General features: G+C 40.8%; 20 protein-coding genes and 1 tRNA gene. 11 read left to right on the top strand and 10 right to left on the bottom strand.

Annotated elements, in window-relative coordinates:
- The first annotated feature begins 52 nt into the window (after positions 1-52).
- Both CVS91_RS00105 and CVS91_RS00100 read left to right on the top strand, forming a co-directional pair.
- On the top strand, positions 53-1,204 hold the full coding sequence (locus CVS91_RS00105; RefSeq protein ID WP_234409632.1) for a ComEC/Rec2 family competence protein: 1,152 nt from the start codon (positions 53-55) through the stop codon (positions 1,202-1,204).
- 52 nt (positions 1,205-1,256) lie between these two features.
- Positions 1,257-1,613, top strand: a complete 357-nt coding sequence (locus CVS91_RS00100; protein WP_107829415.1) for a FlxA-like family protein — start codon at positions 1,257-1,259, stop codon at positions 1,611-1,613.
- A 71-nt stretch (positions 1,614-1,684) separates the two neighbouring features.
- On the opposite strand, the gene CVS91_RS00095 is transcribed toward CVS91_RS00100, so the two are convergent.
- Genes CVS91_RS00095 through CVS91_RS00060 form a run of 8 tightly spaced genes read right to left on the bottom strand, consistent with a single transcriptional unit; the run spans position 1,685 to position 11,085 of the window.
- Positions 1,685-2,548 (bottom strand): EamA family transporter, encoded by an 864-nt coding sequence (locus CVS91_RS00095; RefSeq protein WP_107829412.1) that lies wholly within the window; start codon positions 2,546-2,548, stop codon positions 1,685-1,687.
- Entirely contained in the window at positions 2,545-3,780 is a 1,236-nt protein-coding gene (locus tag CVS91_RS00090) for a TolC family protein (protein WP_107829410.1), read from the bottom strand. Before CVS91_RS00090 ends, CVS91_RS00095 begins: the two co-directional genes overlap by 4 nt.
- Positions 3,777-6,803, bottom strand: coding sequence for an efflux RND transporter permease subunit (locus tag CVS91_RS00085; protein WP_107829408.1), 3,027 nt, complete (start codon positions 6,801-6,803; stop codon positions 3,777-3,779). Before CVS91_RS00085 ends, CVS91_RS00090 begins: the two co-directional genes overlap by 4 nt.
- Positions 6,800-7,543: an efflux RND transporter periplasmic adaptor subunit gene (locus CVS91_RS00080; RefSeq protein WP_107829406.1), complete on the bottom strand. Its 744-nt coding sequence runs from the start codon at positions 7,541-7,543 to the stop codon at positions 6,800-6,802. The genes CVS91_RS00085 and CVS91_RS00080 overlap by 4 nt, the downstream gene beginning before the upstream one ends.
- Complete coding sequence (locus tag CVS91_RS00075) at positions 7,540-8,805, bottom strand: TolC family protein (protein ID WP_107829404.1); 1,266 nt, start codon at positions 8,803-8,805, stop codon at positions 7,540-7,542. The genes CVS91_RS00080 and CVS91_RS00075 overlap by 4 nt, the downstream gene beginning before the upstream one ends.
- Positions 8,805-9,527 carry a flagellar type III secretion system pore protein FliP gene (gene fliP, locus CVS91_RS00070; RefSeq protein ID WP_196779718.1) on the bottom strand — a complete coding sequence of 241 codons (723 nt, stop codon included), beginning with the start codon at positions 9,525-9,527 and terminating at the stop codon, positions 8,805-8,807. The genes CVS91_RS00075 and fliP overlap by 1 nt, the downstream gene beginning before the upstream one ends.
- Positions 9,528-9,538: 11 nt before the next feature.
- Positions 9,539-10,318: a flagellar motor protein MotB gene (locus CVS91_RS00065; protein WP_107829402.1), complete on the bottom strand. Its 780-nt coding sequence runs from the start codon at positions 10,316-10,318 to the stop codon at positions 9,539-9,541.
- Positions 10,318-11,085 carry a motility protein A gene (locus CVS91_RS00060; RefSeq protein WP_021093044.1) on the bottom strand — a complete coding sequence of 256 codons (768 nt, stop codon included), beginning with the start codon at positions 11,083-11,085 and terminating at the stop codon, positions 10,318-10,320. The genes CVS91_RS00065 and CVS91_RS00060 overlap by 1 nt, the downstream gene beginning before the upstream one ends.
- 136 nt (positions 11,086-11,221) lie before the next feature.
- Between CVS91_RS00060 and glmU the strand changes: the two genes are divergently transcribed.
- From glmU to truA, 7 genes are read left to right on the top strand one after another with little or no spacing between them, the layout of a single operon-like run.
- Positions 11,222-12,532: a bifunctional UDP-N-acetylglucosamine diphosphorylase/glucosamine-1-phosphate N-acetyltransferase GlmU gene (glmU, locus tag CVS91_RS00055; protein WP_107829400.1), complete on the top strand. Its 1,311-nt coding sequence runs from the start codon at positions 11,222-11,224 to the stop codon at positions 12,530-12,532.
- Positions 12,519-13,691 carry a bifunctional phosphopantothenoylcysteine decarboxylase/phosphopantothenate--cysteine ligase CoaBC gene (coaBC, locus tag CVS91_RS00050; RefSeq protein ID WP_107829398.1) on the top strand — a complete coding sequence of 391 codons (1,173 nt, stop codon included), beginning with the start codon at positions 12,519-12,521 and terminating at the stop codon, positions 13,689-13,691. Before glmU ends, coaBC begins: the two co-directional genes overlap by 14 nt.
- On the top strand, positions 13,688-14,374 hold the full coding sequence (locus CVS91_RS00045) for a hypothetical protein (protein ID WP_107829396.1): 687 nt from the start codon (positions 13,688-13,690) through the stop codon (positions 14,372-14,374). The genes coaBC and CVS91_RS00045 overlap by 4 nt, the downstream gene beginning before the upstream one ends.
- 3 nt (positions 14,375-14,377) lie before the next feature.
- On the top strand, positions 14,378-15,049 hold the full coding sequence (gene uppS / locus CVS91_RS00040; protein ID WP_107829394.1) for a polyprenyl diphosphate synthase: 672 nt from the start codon (positions 14,378-14,380) through the stop codon (positions 15,047-15,049).
- A 7-nt stretch (positions 15,050-15,056) separates the two neighbouring features.
- A complete protein-coding gene (locus CVS91_RS00035) occupies positions 15,057-15,845 on the top strand; it encodes a prepilin peptidase (protein WP_107829770.1) in 789 nt (262 codons plus the stop codon).
- Positions 15,838-16,866 (top strand): LptF/LptG family permease, encoded by a 1,029-nt coding sequence (locus CVS91_RS00030; RefSeq protein ID WP_107829392.1) that lies wholly within the window; start codon positions 15,838-15,840, stop codon positions 16,864-16,866. The genes CVS91_RS00035 and CVS91_RS00030 overlap by 8 nt, the downstream gene beginning before the upstream one ends.
- Positions 16,866-17,597 (top strand): tRNA pseudouridine(38-40) synthase TruA, encoded by a 732-nt coding sequence (truA, locus tag CVS91_RS00025; protein ID WP_107829390.1) that lies wholly within the window; start codon positions 16,866-16,868, stop codon positions 17,595-17,597. Before CVS91_RS00030 ends, truA begins: the two co-directional genes overlap by 1 nt.
- A 41-nt stretch (positions 17,598-17,638) precedes the next feature.
- Here the strand turns inward: truA and CVS91_RS00020 are convergent.
- Positions 17,639-17,715: transfer RNA gene (locus CVS91_RS00020), tRNA-Arg, on the bottom strand.
- 109 nt (positions 17,716-17,824) lie between these two features.
- Here CVS91_RS00020 and CVS91_RS00015 point away from each other — a divergent pair.
- Together CVS91_RS00015 and CVS91_RS00010 are read left to right on the top strand one after the other, a co-directional pair.
- Positions 17,825-18,010 (top strand): hypothetical protein, encoded by a 186-nt coding sequence (locus CVS91_RS00015; RefSeq protein WP_087581907.1) that lies wholly within the window; start codon positions 17,825-17,827, stop codon positions 18,008-18,010.
- A gap of 50 nt (positions 18,011-18,060) precedes the next feature.
- Positions 18,061-18,885, top strand: a complete 825-nt coding sequence (locus CVS91_RS00010) for an adenylosuccinate lyase (protein WP_107829388.1) — start codon at positions 18,061-18,063, stop codon at positions 18,883-18,885.
- Positions 18,886-19,023: 138 nt separating this feature from the next.
- Here CVS91_RS00010 and CVS91_RS00005 read toward each other — a convergent pair whose 3' ends face one another.
- Positions 19,024-20,061, bottom strand: a complete 1,038-nt coding sequence (locus CVS91_RS00005) for an isoaspartyl peptidase/L-asparaginase family protein (protein ID WP_107829387.1) — start codon at positions 20,059-20,061, stop codon at positions 19,024-19,026.
- Between the last annotated feature and the right edge of the window lie 423 nt (positions 20,062-20,484).

The following is a 20,484-nucleotide window of genomic DNA, read 5'->3' as shown; positions in this document are numbered from 1 at the left end:
ATTTATTTTTTGTATAAATTTAGCGCTTAAATTTCATGAATACAGCGCATTTATGGAGCTTGGCGAGCAAGATATCACAGGCAAAGTAAGCGTAAATTTCACCAAAGAAAAAAATGGCAAAAAGCGCCAGATCATTAGGATCGACACCTCAAATTTTAGCTTTTACACAACCGCTTCTAAAAAAGATGAGATCGCTCTTTATGACGTAGTGGCACTTAGCGTTCAGCCAATAGACGTGAGCTTTACAGACTATCTTGGCGGCACATTTTATATGCCTAGCTACGATAGAGCCGTCATAAAAAGAGATGATAGCCTAAGGCAAAGAGCCATAAATTTCATCTCCGCCCAGCACAAAGACGCTAAAATTTCGCAGCTCTTCTCAGCGCTCTTTCTTGGCACAAACGTCTTTGGCGAGCTAAGAGATGACGTCTCAAACTGGGGCGTGGCGCACCTCATCGCCATTAGCGGCTATCACCTTGGCGTCATAAGCGCGGTTTGCTTTTTTCTTTTAAAACTCGTTTTTAAGCCCATCTACGCAAGATATATGCCTTACCGCTCATACATTTTTGACTTTACGATCGCCGTATTTTTGGTGCTTTGCTTTTACTTTTATATGATTGGCTTTATAGCAAGCTTTTTGCGGGCATTTTTGATGAGCGTGGCTGGCTTTTACATGATCTGCAAAAAGATAAAGATCTTAAATTTCTACACGCTCTTTGGCGTTATTTTATTTAGCATCGCCCTATTTCCGCAGCTTCTTTTTAGTGTTGGCTTTTATTTTTCATGCCTTGGCGTCTTTTATATCTTCGTCTATCTTTTCTATTTTGCACCTAAATTTAGCCTATTAGCCAACTCGCTACTTTTAAATTTATATGTCTTTTTTGCGATGGAGGTTGCGGTGCTTTACTTTTTCCCACTTATTAGCCTCTTGCAGCTTAGCGTGCTAGCTATCAACTACCTATTTGGCATATTTTATCCGCTAAGCTTTTTGCTTCATCTCTTTGGATATGGCAGCATTTTTGATGAAATTTTAAGCAAGATGCTAGCTTTTAGGCTAAGTTCAGACAATCTTCACATAAGCACATTTACCTTTTTACTTTATAACGCCATCACGCTTTTATGCGTTAAATTTAAGCCAGCAGCACTTTTGCCACCACTCTTTGGCTTGGCATCGTTTTTGATTTTCTTGCTAAATTTTTCGTAGTCAAAGTTTTATTTAAATTTGCCGATATGCTTTTAAATTTAAAGGCGAGGCGATGCAGATAAACTCAAATTTTATAAATTTAAATAAAAACGGCTCTACAGCTACTGGCGATGAAAATTTAAAAAGCAAAAATTTGCCAAAACTAGATAAGAGTGAAATTTTACACGACGCTTCAAATTTAGTTAGCGAGACAAATAACGAGAGCGAGAGTAGCGCCGATGTCATAAAAAAGCAGTTAGAAAAACTGCAAAAACAGCTAAAAGAGATTGAAGCTGCGATAAAGCAAGCAAGTGCTAGCAAAAATCCATACGCAAAAGAGTTGGTCGCCTCGCTTCATACCAAAAAAGCGGCTATCTTTGCTCAGATAATGCAACTAAACGCCCAGCTTGTAAAGATGCAAGGCGCTTAAATAGCTCAAATTTGATGCTTTAAAAACTCTCACTTAACTTAAAAAGCTCAAATTTAACCCTAAATTTAACCTCATGCGGCCTTTACGCCGTAAAATTTCATCACTCTATTGTGAATTAGTAGCGAGATATACATTATCACAGCGCCCAAAATGAGCCTTGTTAGGTTGGTATCCTTTTGCCAAAAGACTAAATTTACGATGATAGCAGCTGGTATGAGGGCGTTGTTCATGATGGCAAGTACGCCGCTATCGACCTCGCAAGCCCCTTTGTTCCACATAAAATAGCCAACCCCACTAGCGACCGCTCCAAGCCACAAAAGCACCAAAGTTTGGGTTAGATCTACGTGAAATTTAGCTGGATTGCCAAGTGTTACGAGCGCGATCACTGCCACAAAAAACGCTCCAAAGTGAAAGTAGCCAAAGACCTTTTTTTGATCCACGTCATATCTCTCCAAAAGCGCCTTATACGCACTCTGCCCTGCTCCAAAGCAGATGTTTGCCCCTTGCACTAGCAAAAAGCCCTTTATCGCCCCTTCGTTTATCGCGCCATACTTGATGATAAGCGCGCCAAAGACCGCCACGCCAACGCTAAAGAGATAAAGCGGTCTAAATTTAAAGCTAAACGCATCGTATATGAGCGTCACATAAAACGGCGTAAAGATGGTAAAAAGCGCGACTTCAGGCACGCTTAGATACAAAAACGAGTTGTAGTAGCAAAGATACATGAGCCCTATTTGCACCGCTCCTATGCCCATTATGCCAAGGGCGAGCTTTGGATTAACGCCTCGAAATTTCGTAAATGGCAAAAAAACTAGGCTTGCAAGCGTCACACGCACAAAAACAGCTAGGTAGCTATCTACTTTGCCCGCTAAAAATTCCCCTATCAAACTAAAGCTAAACGCCCACAAAATGGTCACGAAGATCAGTTTATTCATTCTATCACCACCTCATTTATATTTCTTGCGCATTCAAAAAAGTATTCAAGCTTGTTTAGCTCGAGCAAATCGCCATTTAGGATGAAATTTGCCCTGTCGCTAAAATTTTTCTCACTCACAAACAAAAACTGCTCAAATTTTACCTTACCGCTAAGATAGCCATTTAGCAGGTCATTAAAGTCGCTATCAAGGCTATCTTGCTTTAGCGAGTCTAAATTCAGCCTAGCGCCTAGGCCCTCTATCACGCCTCTTAGATCCTTTAGCCTAGCTATTATCCTGTTTTCTTCGTCGCTTAGATCAAGCGCAGCTTTTTGCTCCTCTATGCGCTTAGTTTGGCTTTGCTTGCTAAGGCTTAGGCTATCTGGCAGCTTCCACTCAAACTCCACTCTAGGCTTGTTCGCATCAGCGTATGCCTCAGCCATCTGCGAAGTCGTCCTCTCGCCTTTTTTAAAGCTGTTATTATTCACACTTTGCGTATCTTTTAAGTAAATTTTTGGAGCAAATTTGCTCTTTTGCTTCTCATTTTCTTGCTCTTTTATATATTTTTCTTGCTCCATAGCCCCAAGTTTGGCGCTTATATCATCCTTATTAAAATCAGGCATCACTATCTTTGAGCCAGCATTAAAGCCGATCTCGCCGTTTGAGAGCAAATTTATCCTTGAGTTTAGCTCGGCTAGCTTAAGCCCAAGCTCGTCTAGCTCGGCTCTTTTTTTATTAAGAGTGAAATTTATCGCATCAAATTCGCTCTTATCTATCTCGCCATACTCAAACCAAAACTCATTTTCAGCCGCAGCCTTGGCAAAGCTATCTACAAATTTTGTCTCTAAATTTATAAGAGAATTTAGTGCAACAGCGTTAAAATAGACCTTTGCGACCTGAAAAGCAGTGAGATTCATAAGCTCTTCATCTTTGTAAATTTTCTCCACGCCCTTGTGGTCTAAAATTTTATCCGAAGCCTCACTCGCACCGCCGTCAAAGATGAGATACTCAACCTTTGCCGTGATCGATCCAGTCTTTGTCATATACCCGCCCTTTAGCTCGTCAGGCACAAAGGTATATCTGCCATCAAGGGATAAATTTAGCTTGTTGCTCTTATTTTTATTTATATATTCGTTTTTATTAAATTCTTTCAAACTCTCAAGCTTCGCACTTTGCGCCAGAGCGATGATCTCTAGTAAATTTCCAGCCCAAAGAGGCAAAGCAAAGAGCAAAGCCGCCAAAATCTTCTTCAAATTCTCTCCCTTTCATAAAATTTTCTTATAAATTTATCAAGATTATAGACCCAAGCAAAAAGCACTGGCACGACAAGTAGGCTTAGCAAGGTCGAGCTAATGAGACCAAAGATGATACTTATAGCCATAGGCGAGTTGGCTTCAAAGCCAGCACCCCTACCAAGCGCAAGAGGCAGCATGGCAAATATCATAGCAAAAGTGGTCATCAAAACAGCTCTTAAGCGCTTTTTTGCAGCCATTTTCACAGCTTCGTTTGCCTCCATGCCACTATTTGCAAAGTGGTTTGCAAAATCAACGACTAAGATGGCGTTTTTGCCGACCATGCCAAAGAGCAAGATGACGCCAACCATGACAAATAGGCTAAATGGATTGCCGCTTATAAAAAGGCCAATCACGACGCCACAAAAGGCAAGTGGCATGGCGAGCATGATGAGAAATGGCAGCAAAAAGCTCTCATAAAGTGCAGCTAGCACCATATAAATAAGCACAGCGCTCGCACTCACCGTAAAGATAAACGAAGCGTTCGTATCATCCATGAGCTCGACAAATCCCAAAAATTTATACTTGAAATTTGCTGGCAAAATTTCATCAAGCTTCTTTGAAATTTCATTTGCCACGCTATTTAGCGGAGCGTTGTTTTTGGTATTTGCTAGAAATTTGATCTCATCGGCTCTATTAAACCTTGAAATACTAGCTGGCTTTTGCTCAAAACTAATCGTCGCCACATCGCCAAGTGTGACGAAAAAGCCCTCATTGCTTCTTATCTTGGTCTTTAAGATATCATTTGTATCACTTCTAAATTTATCATCAAGGCGCATGTAAAGCTCATACTCTTTGCCATTTTCGTTTTCAAAAACAGAGACCTCGTTCTGGCTAAATGCGCTATAAACGGCGCTTGCAACGCTGGCTTTATCTAAATTTAGCCTTTTTGCCTTATCTTCATCGATAGAAATTTGCACGCGCTTTAGCAGATCTTCTTCGGGCGAATTTACGTCCGTTGCGTCATTTATCTCTTTTAGCATCTTGCTGATCTTTGGCACAAATTTCTCTAACTCTTTGCCATTTTCAGATGTGATAGTAAGCTTAACTGGCTGCACGTCGCCACCTTCAACCACCGGAAGATCAGCCACAATGACGCTCATATCATCACTTTTTAGCTTGTCACGAAACCTCTGCATGATAGCATTTTGCCGCTCGTGATTAGCTCTATCTTTTAGCTCCTTTAGCCTAACGTAAGCTTTTACAAGATAAGGCTGCTTGGCGTCTGTGTAGCCAAGGATGAAGTAAGCGTAAGCTACCTGAGGATCGGCATTTATGAGTGAAATTTTATCTTTTAGCCTCTCTTTGCTAGCTTGCAGGCTAAGTGATGGATCAAGCTTAAAGTAGATGTTAAACTCCGAGTTATCCTCGCTTGGCATGAAGTCGCCTCCTACAAATTTAGCCAGCCCAAACGAGCAAACAACGACCACGAGCGTTATGGCTAAAAATATGAGTTTAAATTTAAGCGCTAAAGTTAGAAGCTTCTCATAGCCATTTTCAAGCGCTTCAAAAAAGGGCTCACTCTTTAGAAAAAAGCCGCTTTCTTTGGCATTTACAAACCTAGCACTAAGCGTTGGCACGAGAAAGATACTCACGAAAAACGAGATGACGATGCCAGCTGCCACGCTCATCGCAAATGAGTTAAAGTACTTGCCAACGATGCCGCTCATAAAGGCTATTGGCACGAAGACGCAAAGTAGCACGAGCGAGATCGCAAAGACGCTAAATGCTATCTCTTTTATGCCTGCAAAGCTTGCTTTTAGGGCATTTGGCTCATCTTTTAGCTTGCTAGCGATATTTTCAGTGACAACTATCGCATCATCGATGAAAATTCCGATGCCAAGTGTGAGCGCTATGAGGCTTAAGCGGTTTATGTCGTAGCCTAGGGCATTTATGATGAAAAATGTCGCTACGATACTAGTTGGTATCGCTACGACTGAGATGATAGTGATCGAGAAATTTCTTAAAAATAGATAGACGATCACGATGGTTAGCAAGACGCCAAGGATCATATCAAAGGCGGTTTGATCGATGTGCTTTTGTATCACTTCGCTCTTATCATAAGCTATTTTTACGTCGTATTCACTGCCAAGTAGGCTTTTAAACTGCTCTAGCTTTGATTTAGCTAGGGCGATCACGGTTAGAGCATTTGCGTCTGGAGCTAGCTCAAGACCAAGCAAGACGCCACTTTTTTTATCCATTATCGCTGCTTCGTTTGCGTCTTTGTAGGCAAGATCAACACTTGCGATATCTTTTAAAAAGACCCCTTGTTTGATCGTTAAATTTCTTATCTCATCTATGCTTTTGGCACTAAAATTTGACTTGATCGCCATTTGGATCTGCTCATTTTCTATCTTGCCCAGTGGTGCTTTTAGATTTTCAACCTTTATCAAATTTGCCACTTCGTTTGCGCTAAGAGCGGTCTTATCAAGCTTAAATCTATCAAGTAAAATTTTCACCGCTGGCTCTAAAAAGCCATTTGTCTTGACCTTTGAAACGCCGCTAATGCGCTCTAAAAATGGCTTTGCCACGTCATCGATCTCTTGCATGAGCTTAGTTTCGTTGCCATCAAGTCTTGTGATAAAGAGGCTAAAGACGGCTGAAGAAAGCCCATTTAGCTTTTCTATCTCGTAGTTTGCGTTTAACCTTGCCTTTTGCATCTTGTCGCGGACGTCGTTTGTGGCGCTCTCTAGGTCTTTGTTTAGCTCAAATTCGATGCTTACCACGCTTAGGTTGTCAAAGCTGGTTGAGTAAAGCTTTTTTATCCCCTCGATGCTTGAGACCTCGTCCTCGATCTTTTGCGTGATCTTTGTCTTGATGTAGTTCATATCGCCATTTGCGTAGGTCGTGATCTTAACGATTGGGATATTTACTTGCGGGTATAAATTTACGTTCATCGTCTTTAGCGAGTAGATGCCAAAGATAACGAGGCTTAAAAATATCATAAGCGTAGTTATGGGGCGGTTGATGGCTGTTTTTATCATTTATTTTCGCCGATTATCACTTTTCCTTGACCAAACATGCCTGGCTTTAGCCCGCTGTCATAAGCCTCGGCGTAAAATTTTCTAGTCTCTCTTTTTATCTCTGGGTAAATTAGCGCGATTTTAACCTCTTTTTCCTCGTTTGTTGCGTCAAGCTTAAATTTAAACGTATCGCCAACTTTTACTAAATTTGCATATTTTTCATCGATCGCTATTAAAATTTTAGCCTCCTCGGAGTTTAAGACAAAGGCTGGCTGAAGCGGCGAAGCACTCTCGCCAAGCTCGACATTTTTACTAGCTATGACGCCATCAAAAGGAGCTTTTAAAACGGCCTTTTTAAGATGATCATCTGCATTTAAAATGGCGATCTCAGCTGCTTGAACTCTTAGAGCTGCCTCGTCAAATTTATACTTTACTTCATCAAATTCTTGCTTTGAAGTGACGTCCTTTACTTGGCTAAATTTATTAAAGGTGCTTTTAGCAAATTCTTTGGCATTTTTGGCAAGCGCTAGGTCGTTTTTTGCCTTTTTTAGAGCGATCTCAAGGCTCGTTTGATCAAGGCTAGCTAAGGCGTCGCCCTTTTTAACGTGGCTTGAGACATCTACAAAAATTTTATCCACCTTACCACTGCTCTCAAATGCAAGCTTTGAGCTTTGCTTGGCATAGACTTCAAAATCAGCAAAAATCTCCTCCCCTGCAAATGAAAAAATGCAAAATATCATTAAAATTATCAGCTTTTTCAATCCCTAATCCTCTCTAAAATGCTCTCCCCGCTCTCAAAAAAATACTCCGCCTTTTTTATCTCCAGCTCATCTTTCGCCCCCTCAAAAAGGCTAATGGCATCAAATTTTTGTGATAGTGCCTCAAGCAAGTCGCTATATCCCAAAAGCCCTGAGCTATACTTCTCAAAGCTTGCTCTAAGTGCTAGATCGCTTGCTTTTACATACTCATTTAGCGAGGTGATCTTTGAGCTAAGAGTTGCGATCTCGTTTTGTAAATTTTTAAGTTTAGTCTCGTTTTCACGCTTTTTATACTCTAAATTTAGCCTCGCTTCATCAAGCGCGATCTTGCTAGCTTGGCTCATCTTGTTAGTGGCAAAAAAGTCAAAAATTTTCCACCTAAAGCTAACGCCAAATTTATTGCCGTGCGTGTCCTCTTTTAGATATTTGTCAAGATATGGACGATAAGCGCTATACTTGCCAAGGTCGATGTCGTAGTTATTTTTGTAAAATCCATAGGTGTCATAAAACGAAATTTGAGGCAAAAAGCCAGCTCTTGTCTCGCTAAGCTTTGCCTCGCTTAAAGATATATCTTGACTTAGCTTGTCAAGCTCGGCATTTTTTGAAGCTAAATTTGAGCCAATCTCAGCCATTTTTGCCCCGCTAAGTGGCGAAATTTGCTCGCCTGTTAGCAAATTTATCTCATTTAAAATTTGCTCCATTTTATTTTTATATTCAAGCTCCGCGCTGTTTGCTAGGTGGTATTTTGCCCGCACATTTTCTAGCTCATCTTTTGGGGCAAGCCCTGCAATGTTCGCCTTTTCAAGCTTGTCTAAAACGCCTTTTAAGAAATTTGCCTGAGCGTTTTTGGCGGCTATTATATTTTCAAGTGCGCAGGCGTTAAAGTATAAATTTACAGCCTTAAATGCAAGATAGTTTTTGGCTTCATCGTTTGCGATGGCAGCTTTGTTTTTTAAAAGCTGGCTCATCTTTAGCCTAGCCTCTCTCGCCCCGCCATCATATAGTAAAAAATCAATCCTTGCTAGCACGCCAGCTGACTCTTTGGCGACTATGCTTGGGAAGGTGCTTGCATTTTTACCGTATGAGCCCTCTAGGCTAAGGCTTGGCAAGTAGGCGCTTGATGTCGCCTCGTCACTTAAATTTGCTCTTTTTAGCTCAAGCTCTTTGATCTTTGAAATTTCGTTTTGAGTGGCCTTGTTTGCTATCTCGCTTAAATTTGATCCAAATAGCGCCAAAGGCAAAAGTGCTAATAAAATTTTTTTCATCAGTGAAAACTCTTTACGAGGTTTCCTATTAGTAAATTCCAGCCATCAACTAGCACAAAGATGAGTAGTTTAAACGGCAGCGAGATCATGACAGGAGGCAGCATCATCATACCCATCGCCATCAAAACGGAGCTTACAACCATGTCGATAACTAAAAATGGCAGGTAGAGCAAAAATGCTATCTCAAAAGATGTCTTTAGCTCGCTTATCATAAAGGCTGACATCGCGATGCTTAGCGGGATATCCTCGATATTTGCTGGATTTTGCAAATTTCTTATCCTAAAAAATAGCGCAAGATCCTTCTCTCTAGTGTTTTTGACCATAAATTCTTTAAAGGGCTTTAAGCTCTTATCAAGCATCTCCTCGTAGCCTATCTGCTCAGCTATATAAGGCTTTATGCCTTCATCGTAGCTTCTTTGTCCAACTGGCTCCATGATGAAAAATGTAAGCACCATCGCAAGCGAGATGAGCACCGTTGAAGGTGGCACTTGCTGTGTACCCATAGCTTGACGCAAAAATGAAAATACAATAACAAGGCGCAAAAAGCTCGTCATCATAAAGATGAGCGAAGGAGCTAGTGCTAGTGCGGTGAGGATTAGTAAAACATTTAGTGAATTTACAAGCTGCTCGGCATTTTGCGGTGAATTTAGGCTTAAATTTATAGTTGGTAGCGCAGGATCAGCGCCAAAAACCACACAAAACAAAACCGCTAAACTAAGCAGTGCTTTCACGACTAATTCCTTGTATCAAGGATACTTTTCTTAGTAGCCTCTTTATTTTTTGGCTCAAGCGAGACGAAGTGAATTTCCACTCTATTGTTTTTGGCTCTGCCCTCCTCTGTGCTGTTGCTAGCGATCGGATCGAAAGAGGCTCTGCCAGAAGTGATAAGCCTCTCTTGTGGTACGCCGTCACTAACTAGCTCTTCAAGCACGCTTAGCGCCCTTGCGGTAGAGAGCTGCCAGTTGTTTTTGTATATAGAGTCTTTGCTTGGATTTGTATTATCAGTGTATCCGATGATATCTGTTTTTACCTCATTTGGCATTTTGGCTATGATCATGCCTATTCGCTTTAAAAAGAGTTTCGCATCCTCGCCAGAAATTTCAGCGCTATCTTTGTCAAAGAGCATCGCAGCTGGAAGCCTAACGATAAAGCCATCCTCGCTCTCCTCCATCGTGATCTCAGGTGCCCCGCTAGCCGTTAGTAGCTCATTTATCTTTTTAACAGTTGCACTCATCTCGTTTTGAGCACCTTTTTGAGCATTTGGTTTTGGTATGCGCTTATTTTCAGGTTCTGTCTCTTTTTCTACCTGACTATCTGGTCTTGCGCCACCATCTAACACACTTAGCGCACCAGCTAGTGAGCCAACAGCAGCCTCCATCTTTTTAGCATCCATTGTCGCCATAGAAAGGAGCAAAACAAAGAAGCAAAGTAGGAGCGACATAAGGTCGCCAAACGATGCCAGCCACTCAGGCATGCACTTTGGGCACTCTTCTGGTTTTATTAACTTACCCATTATTCAAACTGACTTTTTCTATCTTTTGGAGGTAAAAATGCTAAAAGCTTAGCCTCGAGCGTTCTTGGGTTGTCTCCTGCTTGTATCGCCATGATACCCTCTAAAATAACTTGTTTCTCAAGTGCCTCATCAGCATCGCGGATCGAGAGGATATTTGCAACAGGCGCGCCGATGATGTTGCCTATCATTGAGCCATAAAGCGTCGTAAGCAAAGCAACCGCCATAGATGGACCGATCGCACTAGGATCTGACATATTTAGAAGCATCGCAACAAGACCAATGAGCGTACCGATCATACCCATCGCACCTGCAAAACCGCCAACTTGCTCGAAAATTTTGATGTTATTTGCATGCCTTGTGCTAGTTTGATCGATGTCGATCTCTAAAAGCGCTCTTATCGCGTCTGGCTCATTGCCATCGACCGCCATCGAAAGACCTTTTTTTAAAAACTGATTTGATTCGTTATTTACTTCGCTCTCAAGTGCTAAGATGCCATCTCGCCTAGCTTTGGTTGAGTAATCAACTACTTTTTTTATAGTCTCAGGTAAATTTACAACAACTGATGGCTTAACAGCAACACCATAAAATTTACCAACACCTTTAAGCGTCTCCATCTTGAAGCCAACCATCATAACGCCGATAGTACCACCAAAAACGATCATCACAGAAGGGATATCGATGTATGGTCCTATACCAACGCCTATCGCCATTGATCCAAACAAAAGCACCAGGGTCAAAACCCAGCCGACGACGGTTCCTAAATCCATTTAAACTCGCTTTATTTATAAATTCTTAAGAATTGCTATTTTATTAGCTTTTTGTTGAAACAATCGTTAAATTAAAAAAAATGTTTGCCATTTTTTGCTACAATCTGCGAAATTTTTAACGTTAAAAGGCTTAAAAATGAACAATAATACTTCAATCATAATCCTAGCTGCTGGTCTTGGTACCAGGATGAAATCAAAATGCCCAAAAGTCCTATTTGAGCTATGTGGCGAGCCAATGATCATTCACATCTTAAAGCAAGCTTATGCGATCACAAATGACGTTAGCGTCGTGCTTCGCTACGAAAAAGAGTTAATTAGCAAAAAGATAAAAGAATTTTTCCCTCAAACTAAAATTTTCGAGCAAGATCTAACAAATTTCCCAGGCACTGCTGGTGCGATAAAGGGCGTAAGCTTAAGCGGCGAAAAGGTGCTTGTCACTTGCGGCGACATGCCACTTGTTAGATCAACTGACCTTATGCGCCTAGCAAACGCTGAAGCAGACGTGGTTATGAGCTCATTTGAAGCAGCAAATCCTTTTGGATACGGCAGAGTTATCATAAAAAACGGCAAAGTTGAGGCCATCGTCGAGCAAAAAGATGCGAGCGAAGCGCAACTTGCGATAAAAAGCGTAAATGCTGGCTGCTACTGCTTTAAACGCGAGGCACTAGAGCAAATTTTACCGCTCATAAGCAACCAAAACGCACAAAAAGAGTACTACCTAACTGACGCCATAAAAATAGCAAACGAAAAGGGCTTAAAGTGCGTTGCAGTAAATGTTAATGAGCAAAATTTCATGGGTATAAATGATAAATTTCAGCTAAGCATCGCTGAAAAGATCATGCAAGATGAGATCAAGCAAAATTTGATGAAAGCTGGCGTTTTGATGCGCATGCCTGAGAGTATTTTCATAGACAGCAGGGCTAAATTTGAAGGCGAGTGCGTGCTCGAAGAAAACGTCAGTATCCTTGGCGAGTGCGTTATTACAGAGAGTATCATCAAAAGCTCATCAGTGATAGAAAGCAGCGTCATCAAAAACTCAGACATCGGCCCACTAGCTCACATAAGGCCAAATTCTGAAATTTCTGACACGCACATAGGAAATTTCGTCGAGGTTAAAAAAGGCGTTCTTAGCGGCGTAAAAGCTGGACACTTAAGCTATCTTGGCGACTGCGAGATAGAAAGTGGCACAAATATCGGTTGTGGCACGATCACATGCAACTACGACGGCAAGGCAAAATACAAAACCAAGATCGGCAAAAACGTCTTTGTAGGCTCAGATACGCAGCTAGTCGCCCCTGTAAATATCGCTGATAATGTCATCATCGCAGCTGGTAGCACCATCACAAAAGACGTTGAGAGTGGCGCTCTAGCTATCAGCAGAGGTCGCCAAGAGAACAAAAGCGGCTTTTTTGAGAAATTCTTTGGCAAAGACGATGTTAAAAAATAAGAAAATTTTACTTGCCGTTTGTGGCAGTATCGCCTTTTACAAGGCATTCGAAATTTTATCGTTGCTTAAAAAGCAAGGCGCAGATGTTTATGTGGCTTTAAGTGACGGAGCGCTTGAATTTTGCAGTGTAAGCGGCTTTGAGGCACTAAGCGAGCATAAAATTTTAAGCTCACAAACGCAAAACTGGCAAGACGGCGTAAATCACATAGCCTACTCTAAAATGGATCTAGTCCTCATCGCACCCGCCTCGGTAAATACGATAAATAAGCTAACAGCTGGCATCTGTGATAATGTCTTCATGCAAACACTAATCGCAGCCTCACACGTGCCTTTGGTCGTAGCCCCAGCTGCAAATAACAATATGATCGAGCATTACGCGACACAAAATTCACTTGAAATTTTAAAGAAAAACGGCGCTTTAGTGGTTGAACCAGTGCTTAAAACTCTAGCTTGTGGCGACGTTGGCAAGGGTGCCTTAGCAAGCCCTGAAGTGATAGTAGAAGCTGCCATTAAAAGGCTTAGCAGGCCACTTTTTGCTGGCAAAAAAGTGGTGATCACAGGCGGCGCGACAACCGAAAAGATAGATGATGTAAGAGCCATTACAAATTTCTCAAGTGGCAAGATGGCAAGAGCCTTGGCTAGAGCCTTTTACTATGCGGGTGCGGAGGTAAAACTGCTTGCTAGCTTTGAAACCGCAAACGAGCCGTTTGATAGCCTTAAATTTAGCTCAAGTAGCGAGCTTTTAGAGTTTTGCAAGAGCGAGTGTGAGGGGGCAAATTTACTTGTAATGTGCGCTGCGGTGAGCGATTTTGCACCGACAAAAATTGATGGCAAGATAAAAAAAGAGAACGTTGGAGAAACTTTAAATTTAAGCCTAAAGAGAAATGTCGATATTTTGCAAAGCTTAAAAGAGTTTAAATGTAAAAAGATCGGCTTTAAGCTTGAAATTTCAAGCGAGAGTGCTCTAAAAAGCGCTAGATCGATATTAGAGAAAAAAGGGCTTGATGCAGTTTGTCTAAATATTTTGGGCGAGAAAAATGGCTTTGCAAGCGAGCAAAACGAGGTAAATTTCATCACAAGGGGTGGCGAAACACTGCTACCGCTTGCCTCAAAAGATGAGATCGCAGGGCGTATCGTGGAGCTAGCGGCAAATTTATGATAGAGCAGATCTCACGCGTCCAAAAGATAGCAAAAAACAGTCAAGCTCCGCTAGTAGCGATAAATTCGTCCCTGCCGCTTAGCATTTTGGTGAGCCAAAAGGTCGGCTTTAACAGATACATCTTAAATTTCGCAAATAGAAATTTAAACACAAAAAGCGTAAAAGAGCTAAACGTGGGCTCCAGATACTGGGGCGAGGTGCATAGCCAGGGCGAAAACATCGTCATAAAAAATTTATACGAAAAGCCAAAAATTTTAGATGAGGACGTTTTGGCTGATGGGCTAAATTTGATAGAAAATTTGGTAAAAAACGAGAATTTATCGTGGCTTTATAGCTATTTATTTAAAAACTTAAGCGAAGTTAAAACAAAAGATGAGATGAGAGTGCTAGCAAAAATGCTCTTTGCCCTGCAAGAAAACGTCGTGCATATACCCTTTGCATATAGCGGTACAAACGGCATTTTTCAGCTTAAAAAAGAGGCAAATGAGATGAGAGTTTTTCTTGTTTTTTCAAATTTTGCGCCGCTTATTTTTAAATTTAAAGATGAAAATTTATATGAGATTGCAACTCCATTTAGCAACGTCGCAAGCTTGCTAAAAAGCGAATTCAGCGCCGCAGTTATGGTGCAAAACGTAAGCGCTCTTTGGAGTAAAAAAGAGCAGATAATTGACTTTAAAGGCTAGACATTGAACAAACTTAACCACCTCGCTATCATCATGGACGGCAACGGACGCTGGGCGAAAAAGCGTGGATTTTTGCGGACAAATGGGCATGAGGCTGGGGCAAATGTGGTGAGCGATATGTGCGAATTCTGCATCGATAATGGGGTGAAAATTTTAAGCCTTTACGCATTTAGCACCGAAAACTGGAAAAGGCCGCAAAAAGAGGTTGATTTTTTGATGAATTTGCTTAAGAAATTTCTTCTTTTAAAGCGTGATGATTTTATAAAAAATGGGATCAAATTTAACACGATCGGTGACATCTCACCATTTAGTGACGAGCTAAAAAATGAGATAGAGATCACCAAAGATGCAACAAGGGAAAATGCAAATTTGCTTTTAAATTTAGCGATAAACTATGGCTCAAAAGATGAGATCATAAGAGCTGTGCGAAAACTAAATTTAAAAGGCTGCGAGATAGATGAAGCGAGCCTAAATGCGGCACTTGACGAGAGTGAGCCGGTGGATCTTCTCATTAGAACTGGCGGCGAGAGCAGGCTTTCAAATTTCATGCTCTGGCAGGCAAGCTACGCGGAGCTATTTTTCACACCGACACTATGGCCTGACTTTGGCAAGGATGAGCTTGCAAGCATCGTTGCTAAATTTAAAGATATAGAGCGAAGATTTGGCGGAGTTTAATGAGATAATGGATATTTTGGTCATCTTTTTTGCTGTTTTTGCTTTTGTTCTAGGCATCTGCGTGGGGTCATTTTCAAATGTGCTGATATATCGCTTGCCACGAAATGAAAGCATAAATTTCCCAGCCTCTCACTGCCCAAAATGCTCTCACAAGCTAAATTTTTATCACAATATCCCGCTTTTTTCATGGCTATTTTTAGGCGGCAAATGTGCCTTTTGCAAGCAAAAGATAAGCCTTGTCTATCCGCTGGTTGAGCTAGCCTCTGGATTGCTTTTTCTGATCTGCTTTTTTAAAGAGTGTGGCGAAATTTTAAGCGTAGAAACCTTGCTTTATGCGCTATTTTTAGGGCTTTGCTTTATCATGCTACTAGCCCTTAGCATCATAGACATAAGGTATAAAGCCGTGCCAGATCCGCTTCTTTTTGCAGCACTTTTTTTTGCATTTGCCTATGCCTTGTTGCTTTTTATCTTTAAAGGGAATTTTGCTCAAATTTTAAATTTAATCCTCTTTGGATTTATCTTTTGGGTGCTGAGATTTGTCGTGAGCTATGCGATGAAGCGCGAAGCCATGGGTAGCGCTGACATATTTATCGCAGCGATTATCGGAGCCATTTTACCAGCTAAATTTGCCCTTGTGGCGATCTATCTGGCGGCACTTCTTACGCTCCCAGTCTATGCGCTCGTTCGTAAAAAGGGTTACGAGTTAGCCTTTGTGCCGTTTTTAAGCCTGGGACTGCTTGTCACCTACGCTTTTGACGCGCAAATTTTAGAAATTTTAAGGTTCATTTATGAGTAGAGTAAATAAATATCTTTTGTTTAACTTTTTAGGCACGTTTGCATCGCTATTTAGTACGCTTTTTTTGATCATGTCGATCGTCTTTTTCATCCAGATTGCACGTATCACCTCATATATCGAGATCAGCTTTGGCGAGCTCTTTAAACTCTACTCATTTATGCTCCCACGCGTGCTGCTTTTTGTCGTGCCTATCGCATTTTTCGTCTCACTTGCGATGACGCTTTTTCGACTATCAAAAGAGAATGAAAGCATCGTTATCTTCACGCTTGGTGGCTCGCCAAATAAGATCGCAAGATTTTTCTTAGCTTTTTCAGCCCTTTTAAGCGCTGCCTTGCTGGTAGTTGCCATCGTCATGATACCAATAGCCGCTCAGCTAAATGCAAATTTCATCGACTACAAAAAGACGGTTGCCAAGCTAAATTTAAAGCCAACCCAGTTTGGACAAAAATTCTCCGACTGGATGGTCTATGTGGGCAACGAAAGCGAAGACAAAAATGGCACAACCTACAAAGATATCGTGATGTTTAACCCCTTTGTCAAAGACTCACAGCGCCTAATAACCGCCAAAAACGCAAAGATTATAAACGTGGGTCAAAGCGTAGAACTCTCTTTAAACGAGGGCAAAATGTATGATATCAGAGATGAAATTTATCACCAAAGCAATTTCAAATCAATGAAGATAAGAACCGCCCAAAGCGAGGAGATAAGCGACGTTGGCAGCATCAAAGAGTACTGGATGGAGGCAGCCAGCAGTGATAAGCGCAGAAAAGACCTTAGCACCTACGTCCTAGTGGCCCTCTTCCCGCTTGCTAGTACGCTCTTTGCGATCAGCCTTGGCATCGTCACATATAGATATGAAAAAGGCATGGTCTATGTGGGTACTTTTGGCGTTTTGTTTGGCTATTTTACGCTTATCATGCTCTTTTCATCAAAGCCAGCGCTTGCAATACCGCTCATATTTTTCGTATTTTTACTAGCTGGCGTCTTGCTTTATAAAGCCAAGATCACACGAAGATACTGATGAAAATTCAGCTAATCTACAGCTACGATGGCTCGAAATTTCAAGGCTCACAGACTCAGCCGCATGAAAACGGTGTAGAGGATGAGCTTGCGCGCGCCCTAGCCCACGTTGGCATTTTTGAAAGAGTGGTCTCTAGCTCGCGCACCGATAAAAGCGTGCATGCAAATAACCAAAGCTCAAGCGTTGTTTGTGGCGATCACTTTAAAGATTTAAAGCGCTTGCAAGATCTTATAAACCGCCACGCACACCCAAGCATTCACATAAAACGCATAAATTTGGTGTATGATAGCTTTCAAGCAAGATTTGACGCGGTCGCAAGGTCTTATAGATATGTGATAGATCACGGTAAATTTGATGTTTTTAGCTCAAACTACAAGGTGTTTTTGCCTAGATTTGATATTAAAAAAGCAAATGATATTTTGCATAATTTTATCGGCGAGCATGATTTTAGCGCATATATGAAAACTGGAAGCGACACAAAAAGCCCAGTGCGAGAAATTTACAAAGCATTTTGCTACGCATACAAAGAGCAAACTATCATCGTTTTTAAAGCAAATGGCTTTTTGCGTGGTCAGGTGCGGCTCATGGTTGCAAATTTACTAAAAGCGCTAAAGCAAAAAGACGGCAGCGAGCTCATCAAAGCTTCGCTAAATGGACGTCCTGCTCTAACTCGCATACCAGCGCCTGCTGAAGGGCTATATCTAAATAGAGTTTTTTACAAATTTAGCTAATCTCAAAAGTGATCTGAAAATAAAATTTAGAGAGAAAAGGATGGTGCGCCCGAGAGAATTCGAATCTCTGACCTTTTGAACCGCAATCAAATGCTCTATCCAGCTGAGCTACGAGCGCACATGAAAAATTAAGTTGTGATATTAACCAAACTTTCCTTAAAAAGAGATTGTATTCATTTTAATTTTATAACCTTTTTAGTAAAATCCTTTGAGTAAAAGGAGCAAAAATGAACGATTTTTTCGATAGTCTAAAAGAAATAAAAAAAGAGCTTACAAAAGAGCAAGGTGTGGCTAAAAAGCCCCAAAAAGAGGCCATTTCTCATACAAAAGAGGAGGCGATCTTACACAAAGAGCAAAAGCTAAGAGATGAGTTTTTGGCATATACAAAAGATAGCAATATCAGGAAAATTTAACTTTGGAACGCTAGTTGCTTAAAATGGGGATATTTTAAATGGAGAAACCCATGAATATAACCCAAACTTTAGAATCTTTAAGTATTTTAACCGATAGCGACGCTCTTTTTTGCGAGCTTCGCGCACTGATAAGTAAAAATTTCACAAAAACCCTAGCAAACAAAGACAAAATCATCTCTTTTTATGAAGAGAGCGAGATCCCACAACGAAAATGCTTCTTAAAATTTATAAAAAAACTCTACGAAAAACAGGGCAACGAGCTTGACGTGACCTTTGCAAAATACAAAACCATAAAACTATCTTTAGTGCAAAGAAACGCCCTAACAAACATATATAACATCGACATCGACTTTTTATATGGCGAGATGATCTTTACGCTAAATAACACTCCAAGAGCTTTTGCTAGCTACATTTTGCAAAATTTTAAAGGAAATGAGTCTAAATTTGACGAGAAAAATCACAAATTTAGCCTAAAAATAAAAAAAGATAGCGACTTTGACTTGATAGAAGAGATCATTTCAAGACGCGAGCATCTAAAATTTATAGTAAATTTTAACTACAATGAAGTCAAATTTAAAGAATTCAAAAGAAACTACAAGATCCAAAACTCGGCCAAATTTAAAAGTCGCTTCAGTGCTTTGGCAAATTTACTAGAAGAAAATTTTGAAATTTTAGGCTGCTCGAATAACGATAGCTTCGAAACCGTAAGAGATAGCTACCTAGCCCTTGCTAAAATTTATCACCCAGACAGGCACTCAAGCAAGAGTGAGAGCATAAAAAACGAGTATAACGCTAAATTTAAAAAGATCCAAGCAGCCTACGAGGGGCTAAAACCATTCTTTAAAAACCAAGAGAATTTTATCAAAGTTGGCTAGACAAGACAACACTTAATATAAATTTAATCGGCGGTTTTTGCCTAAGAGCATTTATCGTTCTTGGAGCAATTTATATATTTTAATAAACTTTCTCCCTTTAAAAACTAGGCCGGATATAATCCGACCTAGCTATTTTGATCATTTCTCGCCAAGTGGCCAGTAAACAACAGGTTTAGCTCCTAGTCTTGCCTCACCATGATACATACCAAGCTTATCTTTAGTCCAAGCAAAGCCGGTCTTACCATATTTATCGATAGAGATGATACCACCACTACCGCCTAGTGCTGCTACCTCTTTTACAGCCTCTTCGGCTGCTTTTTGCACATCTGAAGTTTTGTATTTATAAAGGGCTGAGACCTCATGAGCAGCATTTACACGCATGTAGATATCACCTGTGCCTGTGCAAGAGACTGCTACTGAGTCATTATCTGCATAGGTTCCAGAGCCAATTATCGGACTATCGCCTATACGGCCAGTCATTTTATTTGTCATACCACCAGTGCTTGTTGCTGCAGCTAGGTTGCCATTCTTATCAAGAGCAATCGCCCCAACAGTGCCAAGATATGGACGCTCATATAAATTTAGCGAAGTTTTCTTTGTCTTTTCACTATCAAGCATGAGCTTTTGTTTCTCCTTAGCTCTTTGGAGTGCGTCATATCTAAACTGCGTGAAAAAATACTTTTGATCAACCATTTCTAGGCCGTTTTCTTTGGCCAGTTTGTCAGCTCCCTCGCCAGCAACAAGAGTGTGCCAGGTCTTGTCCATTACGACTCTCGCGCCAAGGATAGGGTTTTTAATATGCCTTGCCATAGCGACTGCGCCTGCTTTTTTAGTAGAGCCGTCCATGATCGAAGCATCCAGCTCATTAAAGCCATCAGCTGTAAATACTGCGCCCTTGCCAGCATTGAAATTTGGATCATCTTCTAACACCATAATGGCTGCCGTCACCGCATCCATCGCGCTACCACCTTTTTCAAGCACAGCTTGGCCGGCCAAAAGCGCCTTTTTCATAGGCTCTTCGCGTACTTTAAACTCATATTTAGTAAGCTCAAGTCCGCTAGTGCCGCCATGTATGACTATGACTGGACTAAATTTATCCTCTGCGTTTAAGAGTGAGCCTGCGAATAAGGCAACGCCAGCTGCTACTAAAACAGCTTTTGAAAATGCTAGTTTCATACGCTCTCCTTCAAAGAAATTTGATAAATCTTAAAAAAATAATATAACTTAATACTTTTTATTTAGCTTAATATAAGTATACACTTTTGCATGAGACAGTGTTAAATTTAATAAATTTAGCATCGTGTTCGTTTGTGTGTAATAAAACTTTAACAAGAACGATAAATACAGAAACTATCAACGTATCACCTCAAAAATGACTTTTTGAAGATCAGCTAAGAGGTCATGCTAATATCAAATGGCTAAGGTTTGGCATTTTTAACAAGCAATGGAATGAATATAACATAGCAGAATTAAAAAAATAAAAACTAATACTTTACACTTAGACAGAAAGCAACAATTATAAAAAACCAAGATTAATAATATAAGAATTAAAGCAGACAAACAACAAAGCCCGCAACGACCTACTTTTCCAACATCCCA

The sequence above is a fragment of the Campylobacter concisus genome, assembly GCF_003048985.1.
Lineage (GTDB): Bacteria > Campylobacterota > Campylobacteria > Campylobacterales > Campylobacteraceae > Campylobacter_A > Campylobacter_A concisus_AY.
Note: the sequence above shows the minus strand (reverse complement) of the source record. Positions and strands in the feature narration are given on the sequence as shown.